Here is a 17887-nt window from a genome sequence, read left to right as displayed (position 1 = left end):
GCTGTCGTTTTCATAGGCCGGCAGAAAGGTTGAATTGAGACCATTTCCGGAAAACGCGAGGCTGCGACATCATGCTTCATCTCCCCGCGTGCTTCCTGTTTCACCGCCGCGGCACCTCTGGCTGCGGGGTTTCGAGAATATCCTCCATGAGATCGAGCAGATGTTCGGCGCGCGCCAGAACCGCATCCCGCGCCTGCTGCGAAGGCGCCCCGGAAAGGGCGTTTGCACCGAGCTCGACGGCGCGCGCCTCCTCGCCGAGCTGCGGAAACCCGAAAGAGGCGGCCACGCCGGCGAGCTTGTGACACAATCCGGCAAGCCGCGCGAACGCTTCGGGGTTTTCGGGCCGCCGGCAGTCCTGCGCGGCGCGATCGATATCTGCGAGGCGAAATTCCAGATCGTCCAGAAACCGGCGCCGCAGCGCGGAGATCGCGGTCTCGGCCGTTCGGGTGATGCAGGCATCAGCTCTCATGGCGGTGATATTCCGGCGCTGCGGATGCCGCGGCACGCGGGGCGTTCCGGCTCCGGGCATCGTGGATCGCGCCGACGAGAACGGCGGACGGATCCTTGAACGAGAACAACCCGTTCGATTGCGGCCGGCCGACCCGAACGCGCGGTGTTTGCGATGTTCCGAACACGTATCGCGTCATCTGGTCGAGACGGTCATTGATCGTCATGGCCGCCTCCTCGGGATCGAACGGGGCCAGCCGCGGGATGATGGCGCAGAAATCTCCCGATCCGGCATAGGCGAGGAAATTCGCCGGGCCGGGCAGCGTCTCGCCGATGACCGAGGCGATCTCAGACATGCCGTCGACGAATTCGACCCCGCTGGAGGCGGCATAGAGATCGGCCGCGTTCTCGACGTGAAAGCCGATGGCGACATTGGCGATCATGCGCATGTTGCCGAGCCTCAAAACATAGTTCTCAAGGCTGGCAAAGGGCATTGTCCGCGACAGTTCGGGCAGGCCAAAGGCTTCGTCGAATGCGATCTGCCGGCCGAAAGCGGCTTCGGTTTCATGTAGTTGCGATTGCAGCGTGCCGGAGATCATCCGCTCCGACAGGAGCTTTTGCACCATGCCCATCCGGGCCTTGATCTCCACCGTCTCGATGGGCTTGGTCACGTAATCGTTCGCCCCGGCCCGGAAGGCCTGATCCACGAAATGCTTTTCGGTCATCGCGGTGACCATGACGATCGGCGTATAGGCGTATTCGGGGGATTCGCGGAGGATTTCACAAAGCTCGATCCCGTCCATGCCCGGCATCTGGATATCGAGCAGGAAACACTGGAACGGTGTCTTCGCCGTATTGGCAGCGCGCAGGGCCTCATGCGCGGAGGACGCTTGATAGATATCCGAATAGCCCAAAGCGCGCAGCGTCTGCTCCATCAGATCGAGGAACAGGGGATCATCGTCGACGACAAGAATTTTCATTTCGGGTCCTGCGAGTTCTGGAAAAGGAGGAAACAGGGAACCTGCGGTCACAACACTGTCCCCGTCTTGGCGACAATTTATGACAATACTGGGGCATAATTTCAGCGAAGCGGCGGTTTTCGAACCGGCCCGCCCATTCGTCAGACCGGCGCGCCGGGCTCCGGCAGGTAGAGATACCCGGCATTGAACGCGCCGAGGCGGTGCAGGGCGGGGCGGTCATGCACATGCAGGACGCCCGCCTGGAAGGCGGCGCTGCCATCCTCGCGCAGATCCCTGAGCACGCGGTTGACATGGGCCGTGGTCAGCCCGCAGGCATCGGCGATATCGGCCTGGGTGAGGCCGATTTCATGCACGTTTCGCATCGCGCGATGCACCGCGTTCATCCGCGTGTCGATCTCGCAGAAGAAATTCGCCACCCGCCCCAGCGCCCGCATCGCGCTGTTGCGCATCGCCCAGTGCCGGTGGATCGACGCGTCGATCAGCGTCAGCGACCAGAGCAGGCGGGCGAGCGGCAAGTCGGCATCGACGAGGGCGGCAAGATCGGCATGGGCGATCACCGCCATTTCGGTTTCGGTGAGCGTGACGACATCATGATCGAGCCGCTTGAGCGGAAAGCCGTGCAGATCGACGAAATCGCCCGGCACCTGCAACGCCACGACGGTGCTGCGCGCGCCGTTGGCGCGGGGGATGGAGCGCACGACGATGCCGCTCAGGACGAGAAGGCTCTGCTCGAGCCGTTCGCCGCGCCGGCTGAGCACGGTGCCGGCGGCATGGGTGTCGATCCGCGAGATGCGCGCGGCAAGGCGCGCCCATCGATCCTCGGGCAGATGCCGCGTCATCCCGAGCCGCGGCAACGCCTTTTCGGTCCTGTGCTGCGGCATGATCGGCCCCGGTTCGCTTGTGATGTCGCAAGAGTTTACGCCGGGGGGGCGATTTTCTTCAAGCCATGGCGGCAACTTGATCCTGCCGGGCAGGGAATGCTACTCAGTAGTATATCCAGAAGGAAACGCCCCCATGTCGGTGAAATCATCCGTTTCGATATCCGAAGAGCAGGACGCCTTCGTGCGCACGCAGGTCGAGCAGGGGCGTTTCGCCAGTGCAAGTGCCGTCATGCAGCAGGGGATCGAGCTCTTGCGCCGCAAGATCGAACAGGAGGAGGCGGAACTCGCCGCGCTGCGCGCCTTTCTCGATGAGCGCCGGGCGGGCGCTTTCGAGGATGCCGGCACCGCCCGCGCGGCCACGGCGGAGATGATCGCGGCCAAGCGCAAGGCCCATGGGCTTTGACGTCAGGCGGTCCATCGCCTGCCGCCGCGATCTCGAGGTTCTGTTCGACCATCTTCATCAAAGCTATCGGGACATGGGAGAGACTGCGCCGGAGGCAGTGGACCGCGCTGCATTGCGTATCGCGCGCATAGAAGATGCGATGGATGCTCTGGGCGCCGCCCCGTATCAGGGCACGCTCTGGTCGCAGGTCATGGACGGGTTGCGATGGGTCACGAAGGAACGCGCGGTTTTCTATTTCCTGACCGATGACGGCAATCGCGCGGTGCAGGTATTGGCGGTGTTCTTCGGCGGGCAGGATCACAAGGAACATATGCTGGAACGCATAAGGGCCGGCGCCCGGGGAAAGGCGCCGGCCCGGACAGGGCTTGGGGCGAAATCCGGTCAGGATTTCTTCACATCGCCCAGATCCTGTTTCTTCGCTTCGGACTTGGCCGCATCCGCCACCCGTTCGCCGGCCTTCTTGGCCTTGTCCGCGGCGGCATCGGCGGCGGTGTCGCTCGACGCCTTGTCGTCCAGCTCGCGCTTGGTCTCCCTGGCGACCTTGCCGGCCTCGTCGGCCGCGGCATCCGCGACCTTGCGCAGCTTTTGCGTCTCTTCCTCGAAGATCCGTTCGGCCTCGTCCATCAGCGCGTCGCTCTGCTCGCCCATGTAGCGGTCTTCCATGTCGCTGCGGGGCAGGGCGGCGCCGAGGGCCGCGCCGATGGCGAGTGCGATGGCGCCGCCGATCATCGGCTGTTCCTCGAAGAGATCGGCCGCGCGGTCGGCGCCGCGGCGGGCCTGGCGCATGGCGCGGTCGCGCGCATCCATCGCCCTCTCGCGCGCGGCGATCACCCGCTGGCGGGCCTCGTCCGAGAGATCCTCGGTGCCCTGCGCCAGCTTGCGGCGATAGCGCTCGGCGCGGGCACGGGCCCGGCTGGCGGCATCCTGGGCGCGGTGTTTTGCCGTGCCGGCGGCATCCTGCGCACGGTGCTTGGCCGATTGCCCGGCCTCCGAGACGGATTGCCCGGCCTGCCTGGCCTTGTCCGCCGCGCCCGATCCGGCAGCGCGGGCCGATCCGGCAGCCGAGGAGGCGGCACCGGAGATGCGATCACCGGCCTCCGAGGCGCGGTCCTTTGCCTTGTCGGTCCAGCTTTCGTCGTCGCTGTCATCGCTGTCATCGACGCGCGCCCAGGCGGGCACATCGCGGGTCTGCGCGTGATGGCGCGAATAGTAGGAACTGGGCGAGGGCCCCATCACCGGGCGGCCCGGCCGCGCGCCGGGGCGGTCATAGGGATCGGTGCGCTCCAGCCGGTCCTCCAGATCGCGCTCATAGTCGTCGTCATGCGCGAAACGCACCTTTGCGCGGGCGCGGGCGGCCTCGATGCGGTCGTAATCGGGATGGCCGTATTCCACCCGGCGGCGCGGCGCGCTGCGATCGCTCGTCATCAGCCAGGCAAGGCCCACGCCGGTCAGCGCCAGCGCCAGCGGGTTGCGCTTGACGGCCTCCGAGACGGAGCGGCCGATATCGCCGCCATGTTCGCGGAACTGGTCGGTGACCTGGCGGGCCATGTATTCGACCGAAAAGCGATCCTGCAGATCGTCCAGCGTGTCGGTCAGCCCGGCGCGTTCGCGCTCGATCTCGCGTTCGATCTCTTCGGGACTGCGGGTCTCATTTGTCATCATACACCTCCTTGACGGCATGTGCATCGCGCTTCACGTTCTTGGCTGTCCGGGTGGGCGCAAGGCTTCTGAGTTTCAGATCGTTGGTGCCCTTGTGGAGCATGGCATAGGCGATGATCCCGAAGATCACGCCGACGATCACCGCCGACCATCCCGCCGGGATGCCCAGCTCGGTCAGCGCCGCGACCAGCGCGGCCGACAGCACGTTGAGCGCGGTCAGCGCGACCACGGCGGCCCCCACGATCAGACCGATGGCGACACCGGCCTGCTTGAGGTTCTCGTCCACTTCGGCGCGGGCCAGATCGACCTCGCTCCGCACCAGCGAGCTGACATGCGCCAGCGCATCGTTCAGCAGCCCGGTGGTGGACTTGTTCGGATCGGTGGTCTTGTTGGGATCGGTGGTCATTGCGTGCCTCCCTTCGTTGTCTGCCCCGGCGTGACGACGGGTTGCGGCGTGGTCCCCGCCGGGGTGGTCGGCGGCTGGGTGGCCGGGGTGCGTGCGCCCGTGCCCTGACCTGCGCCTTGGCCGATGCTATGGCCCGCCCCGTGACCGGCGCTGTAATCATGGCGCCCGCTATAGCCAGCATCGCGATCCGAAGAGGCGCGGGCAAAACGCGTGGCGGCGAACCCGACCAGCGCGGCGCTGCCCAGAAAGAGCATCGGATTGCGCCGGGCAAAGCCGTTGAGCGCGCCCATCATCTCGCCCAGATCCTTGTCGCGCATCGCGTCGGATGCATCGGCGAGGCTGTCGGCAATCTGGCTGAAGGTGCGTTCCTGCGGCGAGCCGCTGCGCAGCTCGTCGGCCGCCGTGCGCAGCGCGGAGGCGACGCTTTTCACCTCTCCGGCCGCGCTTTGCTTGGCCTGGTCCGCGTAATGCGCCGCTTCCTCGGCCACCGCATCGGCGGTGCCGCGCGCGCGGGCCTTGGCGTCCTCGGCGACGTCCCGCGCGGCCGATTTCACGTCCTGCCTCGCTTCCTGCGCCGTGGCCTTGGCCTGGTTCGAATGGGATTTGTCTTGCGATGTCATGGGAATGCTCCTTGCAACTTAGGCGATCAAGTTGAGGACCGCGAGAATGATTGCGATGAGGCCGATAAGGTAAATGATGCCATACATCCTTGGGTCTCCTGCGTGTCAGCGATATGTCGTTCGGTCTGTCATCGAAGGGGGAACGCCGCTTCACGCCATCGTGTTCCGCGTGTTCCGCGCGCTTCGCCCGAGCTGCGGGGAAAGGGCCGGGCGCATAGGTCCATGGGGGACACCCCCTTGCCGATGGAGCCCGCACCATGCGCCATGACCGAACCGACGACACCCCAGACGCCATCCTCATCGGATCGGGCCATAACAGCCTCGTCTGCGCGCTCTACCTGCTGCGCGCGGGCTGGAGCGTGCGGGTTCTCGAGCGCGCGCAGACCCCCGGCGGGGCGGTCAAGACGCAGGAGCTGACCGAGCCGGGGTTCCGGCATGACTGGGCGGCGATGAACCTGTCGAATTTCCGCAATTCCGGCTTTTACGCCGATTTCGGCGAGGCGCTGGAGGCCCGCGGCGCGGAGTTCGCGCGCGCCGAGAAGTGCTTTGCCTCTGTCTATGACGACGGCACCTGGTTCGGCGTCGGCACCGACACGGAGGCCAACCTGGCCCGCATCCGGGCGCTGTCGGAGCGCGATGCGGACACCTGGCGCGCACTGACCGAGGGGTTCGAAGCGCGCGCGGGGCTGATCGGCGGGCTGATGTCGAGCCCGATGAGCTGGACCGCGCTGAGCGGGCTGGGCTTCAAGGCGCTGCGCGAGTGCGGCTGGGGCGGCAGCCTCGATCTGCTGCGCTTCACCCTGTCCTCGCCGCGCGACTGGCTGGGGCGCAGTTTCGAGAGCGAGAAGATCCGCGCCGCTCTGGCACCCTGGGGGATGCATATCGATTACGCCCCCGACATCGCCTCCGGCGCGATCTTTCCCTATCTCGAAGCCTTCGGCGATCAGGCCGGCGGTATGTTCCTGGGCCGGGGCGGCTCGGACACGATCATCCGCGCCATGGTGGCCGAGATCGAGGCGCAGGGCGGCTCGGTCGAATGCGGCACCGAGGTCACCCGCATCCTGCATGAAGGCGGCCGTGCCCGCGTGATCGAGACGGCGGACGGGCGGCGAACAAGGCGATCATCGCCAATGTCGCCCCCGGCGCGCTGGCACGGATGACCGGGCCGACGGGGGATGCGCATTACGATGCGGGGCTCAGGGAGTTCCGCCATGCGCCCGGCACGGTGATGATCCATCTGGCGCTGTCGGATCTGCCCGACTGGCGCGCCGGGGCCGAATTGCGCGACTATGCCTATGTCACCATCGCGCCGACGCTCGATGCGATGGCCAAGACCTATCAGCAGCCGATGGCCGGGCTTTTGCCCGAAGAGCCGATGATCGTCGTCGGCCAGCCCTCGGCCATCGATCCATCCCGCGCGCCGGAGGGCAAGCACACGCTCTGGCTGCAGGTCCGCATGGTGCCGGCCGAAATCGCGGGCGATGCCGCCGGCCAGATCGACGCGCGCGACTGGGAGGCTGCGCTTGCGCCTTTCTGCGAACGCGCACTGGACATCGTGGAGCGCCATGCGCCGGGGCTGCGGGGCAAGATCCTCGGCATGCGCTGCGTCTCGCCGCGCGATCTGGAGGCGGACAATCCCAATCTGGTGGGCGGCGATCAGGTCTGCGGCAGCCATCACCTGTCGCAGAATGCCATCTTCCGTCCGGTGCGCGGCCATGCCGACGGCACCACCCCGCTCGATGGGCTCTACCACACCGGCGCCGCCGTCTGGCCCGGCGCCAGCACCGGCGCGGGGCCGGGCACATTGCTGGGCAAGATGCTGGGCTGATCGGCAAAGGGGCGCGCAAAGCGGGGGCTGACCTGCCCGGCAAATCCCTGTAGAGCCGGCCCAGACCAATCCGGAGCCTGCCATGGCGCTGTCCGATCTTCTGCCCAAACCGGTGTCGCGCACCGGGGCCGAGAGGCCCGAAAAGCCTGAAAAGCCCGAGAAACGGCCGATGTTCTCCGAGATCGACCGGGGCAATATCGTCTGGTTCTGGAACCGCTACCTGAAATCCAAGACGCCGTGGCTTTTTCTCGTGCTGGGCATGATCGCCATCCAGGGGTTCGTCTACCAGCAATTCCTCGCCCTGACCGAGGACGGCTTGCGGGTGATCTTCGAAAGCGGGGCGACACGCGATCTGGTCAAGGTCTGCGGCATCGTCTTCGCGCTTTTCACCACGCGGGCGCTGATGTCCTATCTCATCCCGCGCCTGTCGGTCTGGCTGGCCAGCGACGCGGTGATGAAGATGCGGCGCGATCTGATCGACCACCTGATGACGCTCGATCTGGCGTTTTTCGAGCGCACCCAGTCGGGCGAGATCATCCTGCGGCTGGTCAACCAGTCCCAGGGGCTGAGCCAGTTCGTCGGCCAGGCGACGGTCAACGCGGTGCGCGATGCGGCGACGATCCTGATCGTGTCGGGATACCTGATCTACAAATCGCCCCTGCTCTTCACCGCCGCACTGATCGTGCTGCCGATGATCCTGCTGCTGCTGCAGCACGTTTCGAGCACGATCAAGAATATCCAGGCGACAGCCGAAAATGCGCTCGGCGCCTACATGACCGGCATCGACGAGATGACAAGCGGCATGCGCACGGTCAAGATCGCGGGGCAGGAACCGGTCGAGCGCGCGCGCCTTGTCACCGCGACAGAGGGCATCCGTTCGATCTCGATCCGGTTGCAGGCAGCGCAGGCGCTGGTGATGCCGGCGATCGACATGATGGCGGCCTTCGTCTACGTGCTGGTGATCGGCGGCGGCGGCTACATGGTGCTGTCGGGCGATTTCGGGCTCGATGGGGCGGGGATCATCGCCTATCTGCTGGGCCTTGCGCTGATCTTCGATCCGGCGCGGATGCTGGCGGGGTTCTTTGCAAAGTTGCAGGCCAACCTGATCCTGCTCGACGGTATCCGCAGCCTTTACCGCGAAATCCCCCGCATCACCAACGCGCCGGATGCGCATGAGGAGTTCGACCGCTCAGGCGATCTGGCGCTGGAGGATGTGCGTTTCAGCTACGATCCGCAGCACCCGCTTTTCGACGGCCTGTCGATGCGCTTTCCCGGCGGCAGGATCACCGCCATCGTCGGCGCGACAGGGTCGGGCAAGACCACCGTCCTGAGCCTTCTGACCCGGCTCTACGATGTCGAGGAGGGGCGGGTGAGCATCGGTGGCACGCCCATCGACAGGCTGAAGATCAAGGCGCTGCGCTCTTCGTTTTCGGTGGTGGCGCAGGATATCGTGATCTTCAACAGCTCGCTGAAGGACAACATCCGTTACGTGCGCCCCGATGCCACCGACGAGGAGGTCCGCGCCGCCGCCGAGGCCGCCGAGATCGCCGATCTGATGGATGCGCGCGGCGACGCGCCGCTCGGCCCCAAGGGCAGCCAGCTCTCGGGCGGGCAGAAACAGCGCATCGCCATCGCGCGCGCCTTCCTGCGCGGCTCGCCCATCCTGCTCTTGGACGAGGCCACATCGGCGCTCGACCAGAAGACCGAGGACAAGGTTAAGCGCGCGCTGAACCGGCTGTCGGAAGGGCGCACCACGCTGATCGTGGCGCATCGGCTCTCGGCCATCGCCCATGCCGACTGGATCTATGTCATGGATGTGGGGAAGGTCGTCGAGCAGGGCACCCATGCCGACCTGCTGGCCCAAGACGGGCTCTATGCCGGCATGTATGGCGCGCAGAAGCAAAGCTACGGGTAGGCGGGCGAGGCGCTATCTTCCGTGATGATTGTGTTGCAACCAAGCCGCTCTTCCGGATGACGTCCTGGCACGAAAGATGCGCGCGGAATCGGTTCGATTATACATCGCATGACGCATGTGAGTGAGGGTGGTGTGATGTCCAATATCAATATGAAAAAGGCCAAGGGTGATCGGTATTATGGCGGCACCGCCGCAAAATACGACCAGGTGCGTCAGAAACAGGCATGGTGGCACATCGAACAGGAGGCACTCGGGAGCCTCCTTGACACATTGCCCAAGGGCCTCAGCGTTGTGGATATTCCTTTCGGCACAGGCCGGTTTGTCCCGCATTATCTTGAACGCGGCTTTGACTCCGCGGTTTGGAAAAACGCGGAATGATCGTAAAAGCTGTCAATCGGCATTGAAGTTTGACCCCTTATTGGAGTGCGCCCCTCGGGGTGCTTAGGGCACCATCCCGCACCCCTTCCGGAATCCACTTCAAACTGGCTCAGTTCCGGCAGACCATTCCCCGTCCCATCGGGTCAGGATCTGGTTTTTCCATGCGCCATTCTCCCGTCACCTATTGCCCAGGACGCCACGCGGAGAAGCCCCCGGCGCCGACAAGTTGGCCATCCCGCGAGAAGAAGACACCTTCGTGTCTGCGCCGCTGCGGGATCAGGGGGGGGACGGTTTACCGTCGCCATACCCTGCTAAGGGCAGGGTGATCCCCAAAGCGGATTCCGAAGATTTATTTTCGTATTTTCACGGTCTTCAAAGACACTCGCCGTGTAGCACGAGGATAACATCATGGCACTCAAACGGAAACACCTGAAGGAGGCAAAGTCAGCGCTCAAGTCCATGTCGACGCGACGGGAGAAGAAACTGACGCGGGCGGATTTTGTCGCCGGCCTGATCCAGGACATCCACAAAAAGATGATGGCCGGGTTTTCTCTGGAAGAGATTTGCGAGGAACTCAACAAGACCCTCCCGGACGGCGAACAGCTCAACATGAACACGTTCAAAACATACGTCCGCAGGGCCCGGACCCAGGCCGGGATTGCGCCGACCAGATCGTGGACGCGCCGGACCCGTCCCGCAAATACCAAGGCAGAGACCGCCCCGGACAAGGGGAGGACAAAGGTCCGCAAAGAGGACCATGCATCGGATTTTCGCGATCAAGGAGGTGAACTGTGAAGCGGATTTTTTTCATCCACGGTGACAAAGGGGGCGTCGGCAAGACCGAAGTCGCAAAGCGCATGGCGGCCGTGATGCTCCAGGCCGGACATCCGGTCACGCTGGTCGATGGTGACGATAAAAACGCCGGCCTTCACGCCGCGTTCGAACACAGTGGACTTGATGTTCAGCGCATCAAGGTCATGACACCCGCTGGCCGCGATGCCCTCTTTGACGTCATTGCGGAAAGCCCCGGGGATGTCCTGATCGATCTGCCTGCACGCGGCTCCGACGTCACCGAGAGGCTGACCCAGGACGGCGCTTCCGAAGACGGGTTCAGCCTCGAATTGCTTCTCGCCGAGATCGACGCCGAACTGACCATCGTCTTCGTGATCGATCAGACCCGGCCCCCGCTCGTGGCGCTCAAGGATGAGCTGGCAGCCCTGCCGGATGCCACGCGCTGGATCATCGTGCGCAACTGGCGCGAGGAGCGCGATTTCACGTTGTTCGACAAGACCAGGGTCAAAGCCGATCTCGAAGCGCGCGGGGCCGCCATCATCGACCTGGTCCGGCTTGATCCGGGTGTGAATGATATTCTCGAAAACGCTGGCCTGAACCTGATTTCCGCGCAGACCTCGGACAGGCTCTCCATGCTTCAGAAGATGCGCGTAAAGGCAGCGGTCCGGTCATGGTCCGAGCAGATGAAGATCGCAGGGCTTCTCGAATGACCGAGTTTCCGGAAAACCTCTTCGCCCAGATTTACCGCCGCGCACCGACGGAGCAGGACCGCACGCGCCTGATGGGGATCAAGGCGGGGCTCGGTCTCTCCCCGCGGGACGAGCTCTGGCCGGTGATCCTGGTGCTCGATCACTATGACCGTGCGATCAGGTCGGGCCGGGCCGCCACCTTGCGAGACGTTGAGCGCGTCATCGAAGAATTGAACGCCGTCCCGGATCGCGCCGGCCCGATCGCCAGCGCCGAAGCCCGGAAGGCCATCGCGCGGATCATCGAGGCGGCATCCGACAAGATCGCCCGGGCTTCCTCGCAAAAATCGATCACCACAGCCGATCGCATTTCCCGAAGGCAGTTTATCGTGGCGGCCCTCGTCGGCGCGTTCAGTGCCGCGTGTCTGGCCTTGGCCGCAGCCTGGGGCACATATGAATTCCTCGAGGCGCGCGGCCTCTGCGCCGAGCCACCGTTTCCCACAGTCGACGGACAGGTCGGATGTTTCGTTCAGCGGTGATGGGCTGATCTCCTTCTCCGCCAGATGGCGTCGGCGGGATCAGCTGTGGGCGTTAGGAGGAAAGGCGAGAATTAGGGATTTTCAGGGAAGGGTCATAAAAATGAAAGAGGGGTGAGTAGGGCTGAGCAGGCATGGCACGCGCAGGGGATGGAGCACCGAGGTCGAACCGCCGGAGACGGAACAACCTCCTTCAGAAGCGGGTAAATGATGAAGAGCTGGACCGGTTCATTGCACGGGCGCGCGAGGCCGGGTTCCACGACCACCGTGATTATCACGGTGCCCTGATCTCCGGAGAGGCCGGGTTTGATCGTCGAGAGCGCCATGATCTGCTGCGCATCCTCGGCGAGCTGGGAAAACACGGCTCAAACCTGAACCAGCTTGCATATGCCGTGAACGCGGGCCGCCTCACCGCCTTGTCGGCCGATGATTTGCGCGGGATCCATGAGGCCCGCATCGCTGTCGAGAAGGCCGCCGCACAGATCAGGGCGCAGCTGGCATGATCGGCGAGGTCATCAAAAAGGAAGGAGAGAAGGGATCCGGCGGCGGCGCGGATGCCTTCAGGCCCGGTGTGACATATGTGTGCAGCAAAGCCGTCCGGGTCGCGCTGCGCAACATCGCCTCATCCGGTTGGCAGGATGCAGCCGAGGAAATGCGCCTGACGTCGGAGCTGAACAGCCGGGTCCGGAAACCCTATTACCATCTGGTCCTCAGTTGGCACGAGCTGGAGCAGCCGACCGATGACCAGATGGTGGAGGCCGCAGACCACATGATCCGCAGCCTTGGGCTCAAGGAGCATCAGGTCGTCATCGGCACGCATCACGACACGAAGCGGCGGCACATTCATCTGGTCTGCAACACCGTCCACCCCACAACCGGCAAAGTCTGGTCGAAGTCGAACGACCACCTGCGGATCGAGAAGGCCTGTCGCGAGATCGAGCTGGCACAAGGCTGGTCACATGACCGGGGCCGGTTCGAGTTCGATGTGTCTGCCGATGGCACGGTTGCGCTGAGGCCCAACCCGGCGGCCTGGGACAGGAAGAAGGCGGACCGGGGCGCTGGCAAAAGACCGAAAACCTCCGGCGCGCGCAAGTTCGAGAAATCGGCCGGCATCGAGACATTCGAGCACGGCGTCCCCGCCGCCCTGAAGGCTCGATTTGAAGAGGCCGTTGGCTCTGCGCGTGACTGGCAGGGCCTGCACGCCGCGCTCGGGGCGCTTGGGCTGCGCTATTACAGGGCCGGGTCCGGCGCACGGATCGGCCTCCTTGGCAGCGAGGAGTTCGCGAAAGCCTCAGCATTCGGATCGAAATATTCCATCAGGAAGATGGAGGCCGTCCTCGGGGCATATGAAGATCCGGGCAGCGCATATGTCAATGATCTCAAAGAGGACCACAAGGATATCGAAAGCATATCCGGAATGGTTTGGGATGAGGATCAAAAAGCGACCGCATCATCGGCGTTCAAGCTGACCCTTTTGCGCCGCATCTATTGCGACCTTCATCTCGACGCTGCCGTGTCTGAGGCGATCCGTTTTGTCGATCTGCAGGATGTGCCCCCTCAGATCACGTTCCGGGACAACGCAACGCTGGTCGATCACGGCGATCGTCTGTCGACATCCCGTAGCACCAGGCAGACGCGCACGGCGATGATCGCGATCGCCAAGGCCAAGGGATGGTCCTCGGTCAAACCCACCGGATCACCGGACTTCGTGCGTTTGGTGTCTCTTGAGGCTGCGCGCGCAGGTCTTGCGGTGCATGGCGTCCCGGAAGACATTCAGGCGCAGTGTGATGCGATCCTGGAGCGGCTGGAGCGCCAACAGCGCCGGATTGAGACCGAGGCCCGGGCCGGAAACCAGGCGGCCCATGAGGCTGTCGCTGACCGTGATCAGGCGATCCGGGGAAATGACGCGGAACGGGCAGAAGCTGCGGCCAGGATCGATGTCGGGACCGCCGAGGCCCGAGCGGTGATCAAGGCCATCGGCTCCGGGCGCGACCCCGTCCGGACCGCCCTGCGGACCGTGGCGCGCGCGGAAGAGAAGCGGATCAAGGCAGAGCTGCCGGATCGCCGGACCGTCTCGACCCCGCAATCCGCACCGGACGCAGATCGCAGAGGCGGCAGTGCAGATCGCCGGATCGCACGGGCGATCCACGAGAACGATCATCACGAGTTGGACCGGATGCGTACGGTGCATATCGACGAGATCGCCGTGCGCTGTGGCTGGTCCTGTGACCCCAAACACAAGGATGGGCATAACGACCCGAAGGGCCGGGATCGTCGTACCTATGTGCGCGGTGCCGAGACAATAAAGGCGACACGGAAGGGGCCGGTCTGGGTCTGGACGAACAACAAGACGGGCGCGTCCGGATCGGTCATCGATCTTTGGCTGTTGGACAACCCGGGATCGACACTGGGCGATGCGCGCAAAGCGTTCCGCGAGATCATGGGCATCGACGCTCCGGCGCCGGTGCCCGCCGCAGCACCACGCAGGAGCGAGACTCCGCAGGACCATACCGAGGCTCGGCGCAGATGGGAGGAGGCACCTTATATCGAGGACCGGCGGACCTACGCACAGGCTCGGGGCATCTCGACATCGACTCTGCACCGTTTCCGGGATGATGTGCGCTGCGGCGTCTTTGGCGGCATCTACTTCGCCCACCGCAATCCCGAGACCGGCGACATCCAGGGGTTTGAACAGCGATGGGAGAAGGATGGCCGGAAAAACACAGCGCGCTTTGCCAGGGGCGGCCTGAAGACCGTCGCGGTCCTCGGCAATCCCGAAACCGCAACACGCATGGTCATCTTCGAAGGCGGCCTCGATGCCCTCGCGCTCGCGGAACTCGAAGCCCGGGAGGACACGATCTACGTCAGCACGGGCGGCGGGTTCGGGGCGAGGACGGCGGTGGCCCTTCTCAAACTCGCCGAGGGCCGGCAGGTCATGTCGGGCTTCGACAATGATGCGGCGGGAGCCGCGCTGCATAAGCGGCTCGCCACGTTACTGCCCGGCGCGACACGTCTCGCGCCGCCATCACAGGTCGGGGGCGCAAAGAAGCCCTGCAAGGACTGGCTCGATGTTCTCAACGCATCCAGGGAGGCGCCATCGCCGGCCATGTCGTCGAGTAGTCTTGCAGCAGAGAGCAAACAGGCGGGCCTTGCCGAGAAGTCGATGCATGACCCGCATTTGGATGAACCCGAAATGCCAGGTTGTGGCTGACCTAAAAAACACCGCAGTACGACAAACAATAATGAGGTCACGTCAGATCCCTCGTCGCCACAAAAGTGATCACGACGCTTCTGAACTGGCCCCACTTTCGACCGGACATTCAGGCATAACCATGGAGGCTTAGGGATAGCCCTAAGCACGTGCTTATGTCTGACTATGAAATCATCACCGATGGCGGCCGCAGGCGTCGCTGGTCGTCATCAGAGAAGCTTCGCATCGGGACCCATTCGTAGCCTTCGAGGCATTCATCAGCGACCATGCGGCGCTGCTGGGCCAAGAGCCAGATCGAGCGCTGAGCCTCCACGAGCTTGGAATAGATTTCCTGATAGATGCCGTTGCGTGGTCTCGCAGTGAGGGAACCAATGGAGCCCGAAGATAACGCCCCGGGCTCCACTTCGTTCAGAAGCTCATCTCGTATCCAAGGCTCAGCCCGTAGCTTTCGAAGCCATCCGCGCCGATCCCATCGTAGAAAGTAGATGCCGAAAAGCGTCGGTTTGTCGAGAAGGCGTGGTCGAGGCCCAGTTCGACTCGCGCCCGGCCGCCCTCGTAGTCCGGCGTGACGGTGGAGACGAAGCCGCTGCCGCTAGTATGCGACCAGATGGCCGAGGCACCGCCCCAGAGCTCGAGAGTTCCAGATCTGACGTCGAACATCCTGCTGAAGTCCGTTCCGACCTCGATCTGCCCAAGCTCAATGTTGAACCGCACCGGGTTTGCCGGAGCAGTGGCACGCAGCTTGGTAGGCTGGGGCAATCACGTTCTTCAGGTGAGGCGAACATTAGCTGGGATGTGCAGGCAGAGCCTAAATCATACAGCGCTTCGCGGTAAGCCTCCGGGGGCGGCCGTCTGATCTTTGGTTCGCTCCGATGGTAAGTCCGACCTTATGTCCGACTTTATCAACCGCCCTCAAATTGAAGTTCTTTCCGCCGCCGATGGTGAACGCCGCCGGTATTGGTCGGATGATGACAAACTGCGCATTGTGGAGGAAAGCTTCATCGGCCACCGCCAGGCGGCAGCCACAGCGCGGCGGCATGGCATTTGCCGGTCGCTGCTGACAACCTGGCGGCGGCAGTATCGAAACGGTGAGCTTGGGTCTTCTCGCCCGGTATCGTTCGCGCCGGTGACGGTGACCAAAGCGCCCGCGCCGCAGACCAATTCAGTCGATCCCTGTCCGCCTCCGGGCTGTCAGGTTGAGATAGCCCTGCTGAATGGGCGCCGGGTCATCGTGCCGGTGGGCGTGGACCCTGAAGGGCTTGCCCGGATTCTGAACGTGGTGGACCGGCAATGATCGCGTTTCCGGCGGGCGTGAAGGTCTGGATCGCGGGCGGTGTGACAGACATGCGGCGGGGCATGAACACGCTGGCGCTGCAGGTGCAGGAGGGTCTCGGCCGCGATCCCCATGCCGGCGAGATCTTCTGCTTCCGAGGCCGTAAGGGTGATCTGGTCAAGATCCTGTGGCATGATGGCGTGGGCATGTCACTTTATCTGAAGCGCCTGGAAGCGGGCAAGTTCATCTGGCCGGTGAGCCGGTCGGGCGAAGCGGTGCAGATCTCGGCGGCGCAACTCGGATATCTCTTGGAAGGGATCGACTGGCGCAACCCACGTTGGACGCAACGCCCTGCAAAGGCCGGGTAAATTACTCTGATCGGCCTGTTTTATACATGTTCGAGAAAGAGGGCCGTTGGCAGGCCTTCACGGCATTCCTGGATGATGGGCGTATCTGCCTGACCAACAATGCGGCCGAACGCGCCCTGCGCGGCGTGGCTCTGGGCCGGAAGTCGTGGCTCTTCGCAGGTTCCGAGCGCGGCGGTGAGCGGGCCGCCGCCATGTATACCCTCATCGTCACGGCCAAGATGAACGACATCGACCCGCAGGCTTGGCTCGCCGATGTCCTCGCCCGGCTGCCCGACATGCCGGTCTCACGCATGCCGGAACTGCTGCCCTGGAACTGGAAAACCCGACCCCTCGCTGAGGCGGCATGACCATGCAGTTGAACAAGAGCCATTCCGTCAAGACCATCGAACGCGTTGCAGCCGAGCTCGGAGAAACCGTCGATCGGATCTTCGATCTCGCCATCGATATGGAAGCCGAAGATGGCGTGATCTGGGTCTACGGCCCCGCCGACGACAGCGTCATCGCATTCACTCCATTCGGCATCGAAAACCTGCGCGAGCTCATCGAAATGGACCGTCAACACGCGCATTGACCTCGCTGTGGCCTACGCCGGATGCCTACGATCTTCTTGATTGGGGTGCCAATATACTTGCAGTTGTGGAACCTATGTGGAAGGAGCGATGAAAGCCGTCAGGGGCCCAGTGCTACATGCTAGAACAGAAAAAAATCACGATCCCGCAGCAAACCTCGGCGCATCACGACAGCCATGAAAGCGATGAGATCGATCTGCTGGAACTCTTGCGGACGATCTGGCGCGGCAAATTTCTGATATTGATTGTCACCCTCGCCGCTTTGATCGTCGGGTTTTTATACGCGTTTGTTCTGGCTGTGCCGATGTATTCAGCTTCCACAACACTGGCGCTCGAAGTCAGAGATCAACAGCTCGTCGATCTGGAGAGCGTGATGTCGGGGGTCTCCACCGAATCCGAGGCGATGAACACTGAGTTGGAAGTCATCCGGTCACGGGGTCTTCTGGAAAACGTTGTGCAGGTGCTTGATCTCACCGACGATCCCGAGTTCAATCCAGATCTGCGCCCTGATCCGCTGATCCCGGTTGGCGCTATTTTAAAGCAGCTGCAAATCTTGCTTGGGCAACCTCCCCATGAGGACATGCCTGAGCCCAATCATGAACTGAACGTCGCTGTCGATATTCTGCGTGAGGCGATATCGGCGTCGGTCCAGCGCAACACGTATGTGTTCAACATCACCGTCACCACGCAAAACCCGCGCAAATCCATGCGGATTGTAAACACACTTGCCGAACTCTACATCGACAATCAGGTACAGGTGAAATTCAATGCCACCGAGAACGCGGTTGCCTGGCTGTCCGAACGCGTTGTCGAGCTCGAATCTGAATTGCAAGAACGGGAAGACGCGATCAATGCAAAGCAGGCCGGGTCCGACTTTGTCAGCGTCGAAGGTCTGGAATCCCTGAATCAGTTTAGAATGTGCCCGCGTACACTTG

At 63.5% G+C, this 17887-nt stretch carries 21 protein-coding genes and 1 pseudogene; 15 read left to right on the top strand and 7 right to left on the bottom strand.

Translation table 11 applies throughout. The annotated features are described in order from the left end of the window. Window positions 1–100 precede the first annotated feature (100 nt). The 3 genes from M3465_RS16535 to M3465_RS16525 form a co-directional block, all read right to left on the bottom strand. Entirely contained in the window at window positions 101–469 is a 369-nt protein-coding gene (locus tag M3465_RS16535) for an Hpt domain-containing protein (protein ID WP_249502805.1), read from the bottom strand. Then, entirely contained in the window at window positions 459–1427 is a 969-nt protein-coding gene (locus M3465_RS16530; protein ID WP_249502804.1) for a response regulator, read from the bottom strand. Before M3465_RS16530 ends, M3465_RS16535 begins: the two co-directional genes overlap by 11 nt. A gap of 140 nt (window positions 1428–1567) precedes the next feature. Then, window positions 1568–2308 (bottom strand): Crp/Fnr family transcriptional regulator, encoded by a 741-nt coding sequence (locus M3465_RS16525; protein WP_249502803.1) that lies wholly within the window; start codon window positions 2306–2308, stop codon window positions 1568–1570. A gap of 133 nt (window positions 2309–2441) precedes the next feature. Between M3465_RS16525 and M3465_RS16520 the strand changes: the two genes are divergently transcribed. After that, window positions 2442–2711 carry a type II toxin-antitoxin system ParD family antitoxin gene (locus M3465_RS16520; RefSeq protein ID WP_249502802.1) on the top strand — a complete coding sequence of 90 codons (270 nt, stop codon included), beginning with the start codon at window positions 2442–2444 and terminating at the stop codon, window positions 2709–2711. Between the two features lie 381 nt (window positions 2712–3092). Here the strand turns inward: M3465_RS16520 and M3465_RS16515 are convergent, their stop codons facing one another. Genes M3465_RS16515 through M3465_RS16505 form a run of 3 tightly spaced genes read right to left on the bottom strand, consistent with a single transcriptional unit; the run spans window position 3093 to window position 5396 of the window. Then, window positions 3093–4370: a DUF3618 domain-containing protein gene (locus tag M3465_RS16515; protein WP_249502801.1), complete on the bottom strand. Its 1278-nt coding sequence runs from the start codon at window positions 4368–4370 to the stop codon at window positions 3093–3095. Next, on the bottom strand, window positions 4360–4776 hold the full coding sequence (locus M3465_RS16510) for a phage holin family protein (RefSeq protein WP_249502800.1): 417 nt from the start codon (window positions 4774–4776) through the stop codon (window positions 4360–4362). Before M3465_RS16510 ends, M3465_RS16515 begins: the two co-directional genes overlap by 11 nt. Then, the gene (locus M3465_RS16505; RefSeq protein WP_249502799.1) at window positions 4773–5396 is read right to left on the bottom strand and encodes a F0F1 ATP synthase subunit B family protein; all 624 of its coding nucleotides are present in this window, start codon (window positions 5394–5396) and stop codon (window positions 4773–4775) included. Before M3465_RS16505 ends, M3465_RS16510 begins: the two co-directional genes overlap by 4 nt. Window positions 5397–5653: 257 nt before the next feature. Here M3465_RS16505 and M3465_RS16500 point away from each other — a divergent pair, with 257 nt between their 5' ends. The 9 genes from M3465_RS16500 (at window position 5654) to M3465_RS16460 (ending at window position 14742) form a co-directional block, all read left to right on the top strand. Further along, window positions 5654–6556 (top strand): phytoene desaturase family protein, encoded by a 903-nt coding sequence (locus M3465_RS16500; RefSeq protein ID WP_249502798.1) that lies wholly within the window; start codon window positions 5654–5656, stop codon window positions 6554–6556. Next, on the top strand, window positions 6553–7224 hold the full coding sequence (locus M3465_RS16495; protein WP_249502797.1) for a phytoene desaturase family protein: 672 nt from the start codon (window positions 6553–6555) through the stop codon (window positions 7222–7224). The genes M3465_RS16500 and M3465_RS16495 overlap by 4 nt, the downstream gene beginning before the upstream one ends. Window positions 7225–7306: 82 nt before the next feature. Next, window positions 7307–9139 carry an ABC transporter ATP-binding protein gene (locus M3465_RS16490; protein WP_249502796.1) on the top strand — a complete coding sequence of 611 codons (1833 nt, stop codon included), beginning with the start codon at window positions 7307–7309 and terminating at the stop codon, window positions 9137–9139. A gap of 135 nt (window positions 9140–9274) precedes the next feature. Continuing rightward, entirely contained in the window at window positions 9275–9517 is a 243-nt protein-coding gene (locus M3465_RS16485; protein ID WP_249502795.1) for a class I SAM-dependent methyltransferase, read from the top strand. 408 nt (window positions 9518–9925) lie between these two features. Beyond that, window positions 9926–10312, top strand: a complete 387-nt coding sequence (locus tag M3465_RS16480) for a hypothetical protein (protein WP_249502794.1) — start codon at window positions 9926–9928, stop codon at window positions 10310–10312. Next, complete coding sequence (locus M3465_RS16475; RefSeq protein ID WP_249502793.1) at window positions 10309–11019, top strand: hypothetical protein; 711 nt, start codon at window positions 10309–10311, stop codon at window positions 11017–11019. Before M3465_RS16480 ends, M3465_RS16475 begins: the two co-directional genes overlap by 4 nt. Continuing rightward, window positions 11016–11534 (top strand): hypothetical protein, encoded by a 519-nt coding sequence (locus tag M3465_RS16470; RefSeq protein ID WP_249502792.1) that lies wholly within the window; start codon window positions 11016–11018, stop codon window positions 11532–11534. The genes M3465_RS16475 and M3465_RS16470 overlap by 4 nt, the downstream gene beginning before the upstream one ends. A 131-nt stretch (window positions 11535–11665) precedes the next feature. Further along, entirely contained in the window at window positions 11666–12034 is a 369-nt protein-coding gene (locus M3465_RS16465; RefSeq protein WP_249502791.1) for a hypothetical protein, read from the top strand. Beyond that, window positions 12031–14742 carry a relaxase/mobilization nuclease domain-containing protein gene (locus M3465_RS16460; protein ID WP_249502790.1) on the top strand — a complete coding sequence of 904 codons (2712 nt, stop codon included), beginning with the start codon at window positions 12031–12033 and terminating at the stop codon, window positions 14740–14742. The genes M3465_RS16465 and M3465_RS16460 overlap by 4 nt, the downstream gene beginning before the upstream one ends. Before the next feature lie 408 nt (window positions 14743–15150). On the opposite strand, the gene M3465_RS16455 is transcribed toward M3465_RS16460, so the two are convergent. Next, window positions 15151–15501: a hypothetical protein gene (locus tag M3465_RS16455; RefSeq protein ID WP_249502789.1), complete on the bottom strand. Its 351-nt coding sequence runs from the start codon at window positions 15499–15501 to the stop codon at window positions 15151–15153. A gap of 130 nt (window positions 15502–15631) precedes the next feature. On the opposite strand from M3465_RS16455, the gene tnpA reads away from it, so the two are divergent. The 5 genes and pseudogenes from tnpA to M3465_RS16430 all read left to right on the top strand — a co-directional run. Beyond that, window positions 15632–16036, top strand: a complete 405-nt coding sequence (gene tnpA, locus M3465_RS16450; RefSeq protein WP_249502788.1) for an IS66-like element accessory protein TnpA — start codon at window positions 15632–15634, stop codon at window positions 16034–16036. After that, window positions 16033–16383, top strand: a complete 351-nt coding sequence (tnpB, locus tag M3465_RS16445; protein WP_067630184.1) for an IS66 family insertion sequence element accessory protein TnpB — start codon at window positions 16033–16035, stop codon at window positions 16381–16383. Before tnpA ends, tnpB begins: the two co-directional genes overlap by 4 nt. A 23-nt stretch (window positions 16384–16406) precedes the next feature. Continuing rightward, window positions 16407–16730: pseudogene (locus M3465_RS16440) on the top strand (transposase domain-containing protein); the annotation flags it as partial. Further along, window positions 16727–16954: a hypothetical protein gene (locus tag M3465_RS16435; RefSeq protein ID WP_249502787.1), complete on the top strand. Its 228-nt coding sequence runs from the start codon at window positions 16727–16729 to the stop codon at window positions 16952–16954. The pseudogene M3465_RS16440 and the gene M3465_RS16435, both read left to right, overlap by 4 nt. A gap of 116 nt (window positions 16955–17070) precedes the next feature. Further along, window positions 17071–17887, top strand: an 817-nt coding sequence (locus tag M3465_RS16430) for a GumC family protein (protein ID WP_249502786.1), incomplete at its 3' end; no start/stop codon positions are given.

Source organism: Marivita sp. GX14005 (assembly GCF_023370775.1).
Classification (GTDB): Bacteria; Pseudomonadota; Alphaproteobacteria; order Rhodobacterales; family Rhodobacteraceae; genus Marivita.
Note: the sequence above shows the minus strand (reverse complement) of the source record. Positions and strands in the feature narration are given on the sequence as shown.

Bases quoted from the DNA above. Each gene is read 5' to 3' on its own strand.
- M3465_RS16505 (WP_249502799.1), bottom strand. From the start codon at position 5,396: ATGACATCGCAAGACAAATCCCATTCGAACCAGGCCAAGGCCACGGCG.
- M3465_RS16485 (WP_249502795.1), top strand. From the start codon at position 9,275: ATGTCCAATATCAATATGAAAAAGGCCAAGGGTGATCGGTATTATGGC.
- M3465_RS16535 (WP_249502805.1), bottom strand. From the start codon at position 469: ATGAGAGCTGATGCCTGCATCACCCGAACGGCCGAGACCGCGATCTCC.
- M3465_RS16435 (WP_249502787.1), top strand. From the start codon at position 16,727: ATGACCATGCAGTTGAACAAGAGCCATTCCGTCAAGACCATCGAACGC.
- M3465_RS16465 (WP_249502791.1), top strand. From the start codon at position 11,666: ATGGCACGCGCAGGGGATGGAGCACCGAGGTCGAACCGCCGGAGACGG.
- tnpB (WP_067630184.1), top strand. From the start codon at position 16,033: ATGATCGCGTTTCCGGCGGGCGTGAAGGTCTGGATCGCGGGCGGTGTG.
- M3465_RS16500 (WP_249502798.1), top strand. From the start codon at position 5,654: ATGCGCCATGACCGAACCGACGACACCCCAGACGCCATCCTCATCGGA.
- tnpA (WP_249502788.1), top strand. From the start codon at position 15,632: ATGTCCGACTTTATCAACCGCCCTCAAATTGAAGTTCTTTCCGCCGCC.
- M3465_RS16480 (WP_249502794.1), top strand. From the start codon at position 9,926: ATGGCACTCAAACGGAAACACCTGAAGGAGGCAAAGTCAGCGCTCAAG.
- M3465_RS16460 (WP_249502790.1), top strand. From the start codon at position 12,031: ATGATCGGCGAGGTCATCAAAAAGGAAGGAGAGAAGGGATCCGGCGGC.
- M3465_RS16525 (WP_249502803.1), bottom strand. From the start codon at position 2,308: ATGCCGCAGCACAGGACCGAAAAGGCGTTGCCGCGGCTCGGGATGACG.
- M3465_RS16470 (WP_249502792.1), top strand. From the start codon at position 11,016: ATGACCGAGTTTCCGGAAAACCTCTTCGCCCAGATTTACCGCCGCGCA.
- M3465_RS16495 (WP_249502797.1), top strand. From the start codon at position 6,553: ATGACCGGGCCGACGGGGGATGCGCATTACGATGCGGGGCTCAGGGAG.
- M3465_RS16490 (WP_249502796.1), top strand. From the start codon at position 7,307: ATGGCGCTGTCCGATCTTCTGCCCAAACCGGTGTCGCGCACCGGGGCC.
- M3465_RS16520 (WP_249502802.1), top strand. From the start codon at position 2,442: ATGTCGGTGAAATCATCCGTTTCGATATCCGAAGAGCAGGACGCCTTC.
- M3465_RS16530 (WP_249502804.1), bottom strand. From the start codon at position 1,427: ATGAAAATTCTTGTCGTCGACGATGATCCCCTGTTCCTCGATCTGATG.
- M3465_RS16515 (WP_249502801.1), bottom strand. From the start codon at position 4,370: ATGACAAATGAGACCCGCAGTCCCGAAGAGATCGAACGCGAGATCGAG.
- M3465_RS16510 (WP_249502800.1), bottom strand. From the start codon at position 4,776: ATGACCACCGATCCCAACAAGACCACCGATCCGAACAAGTCCACCACC.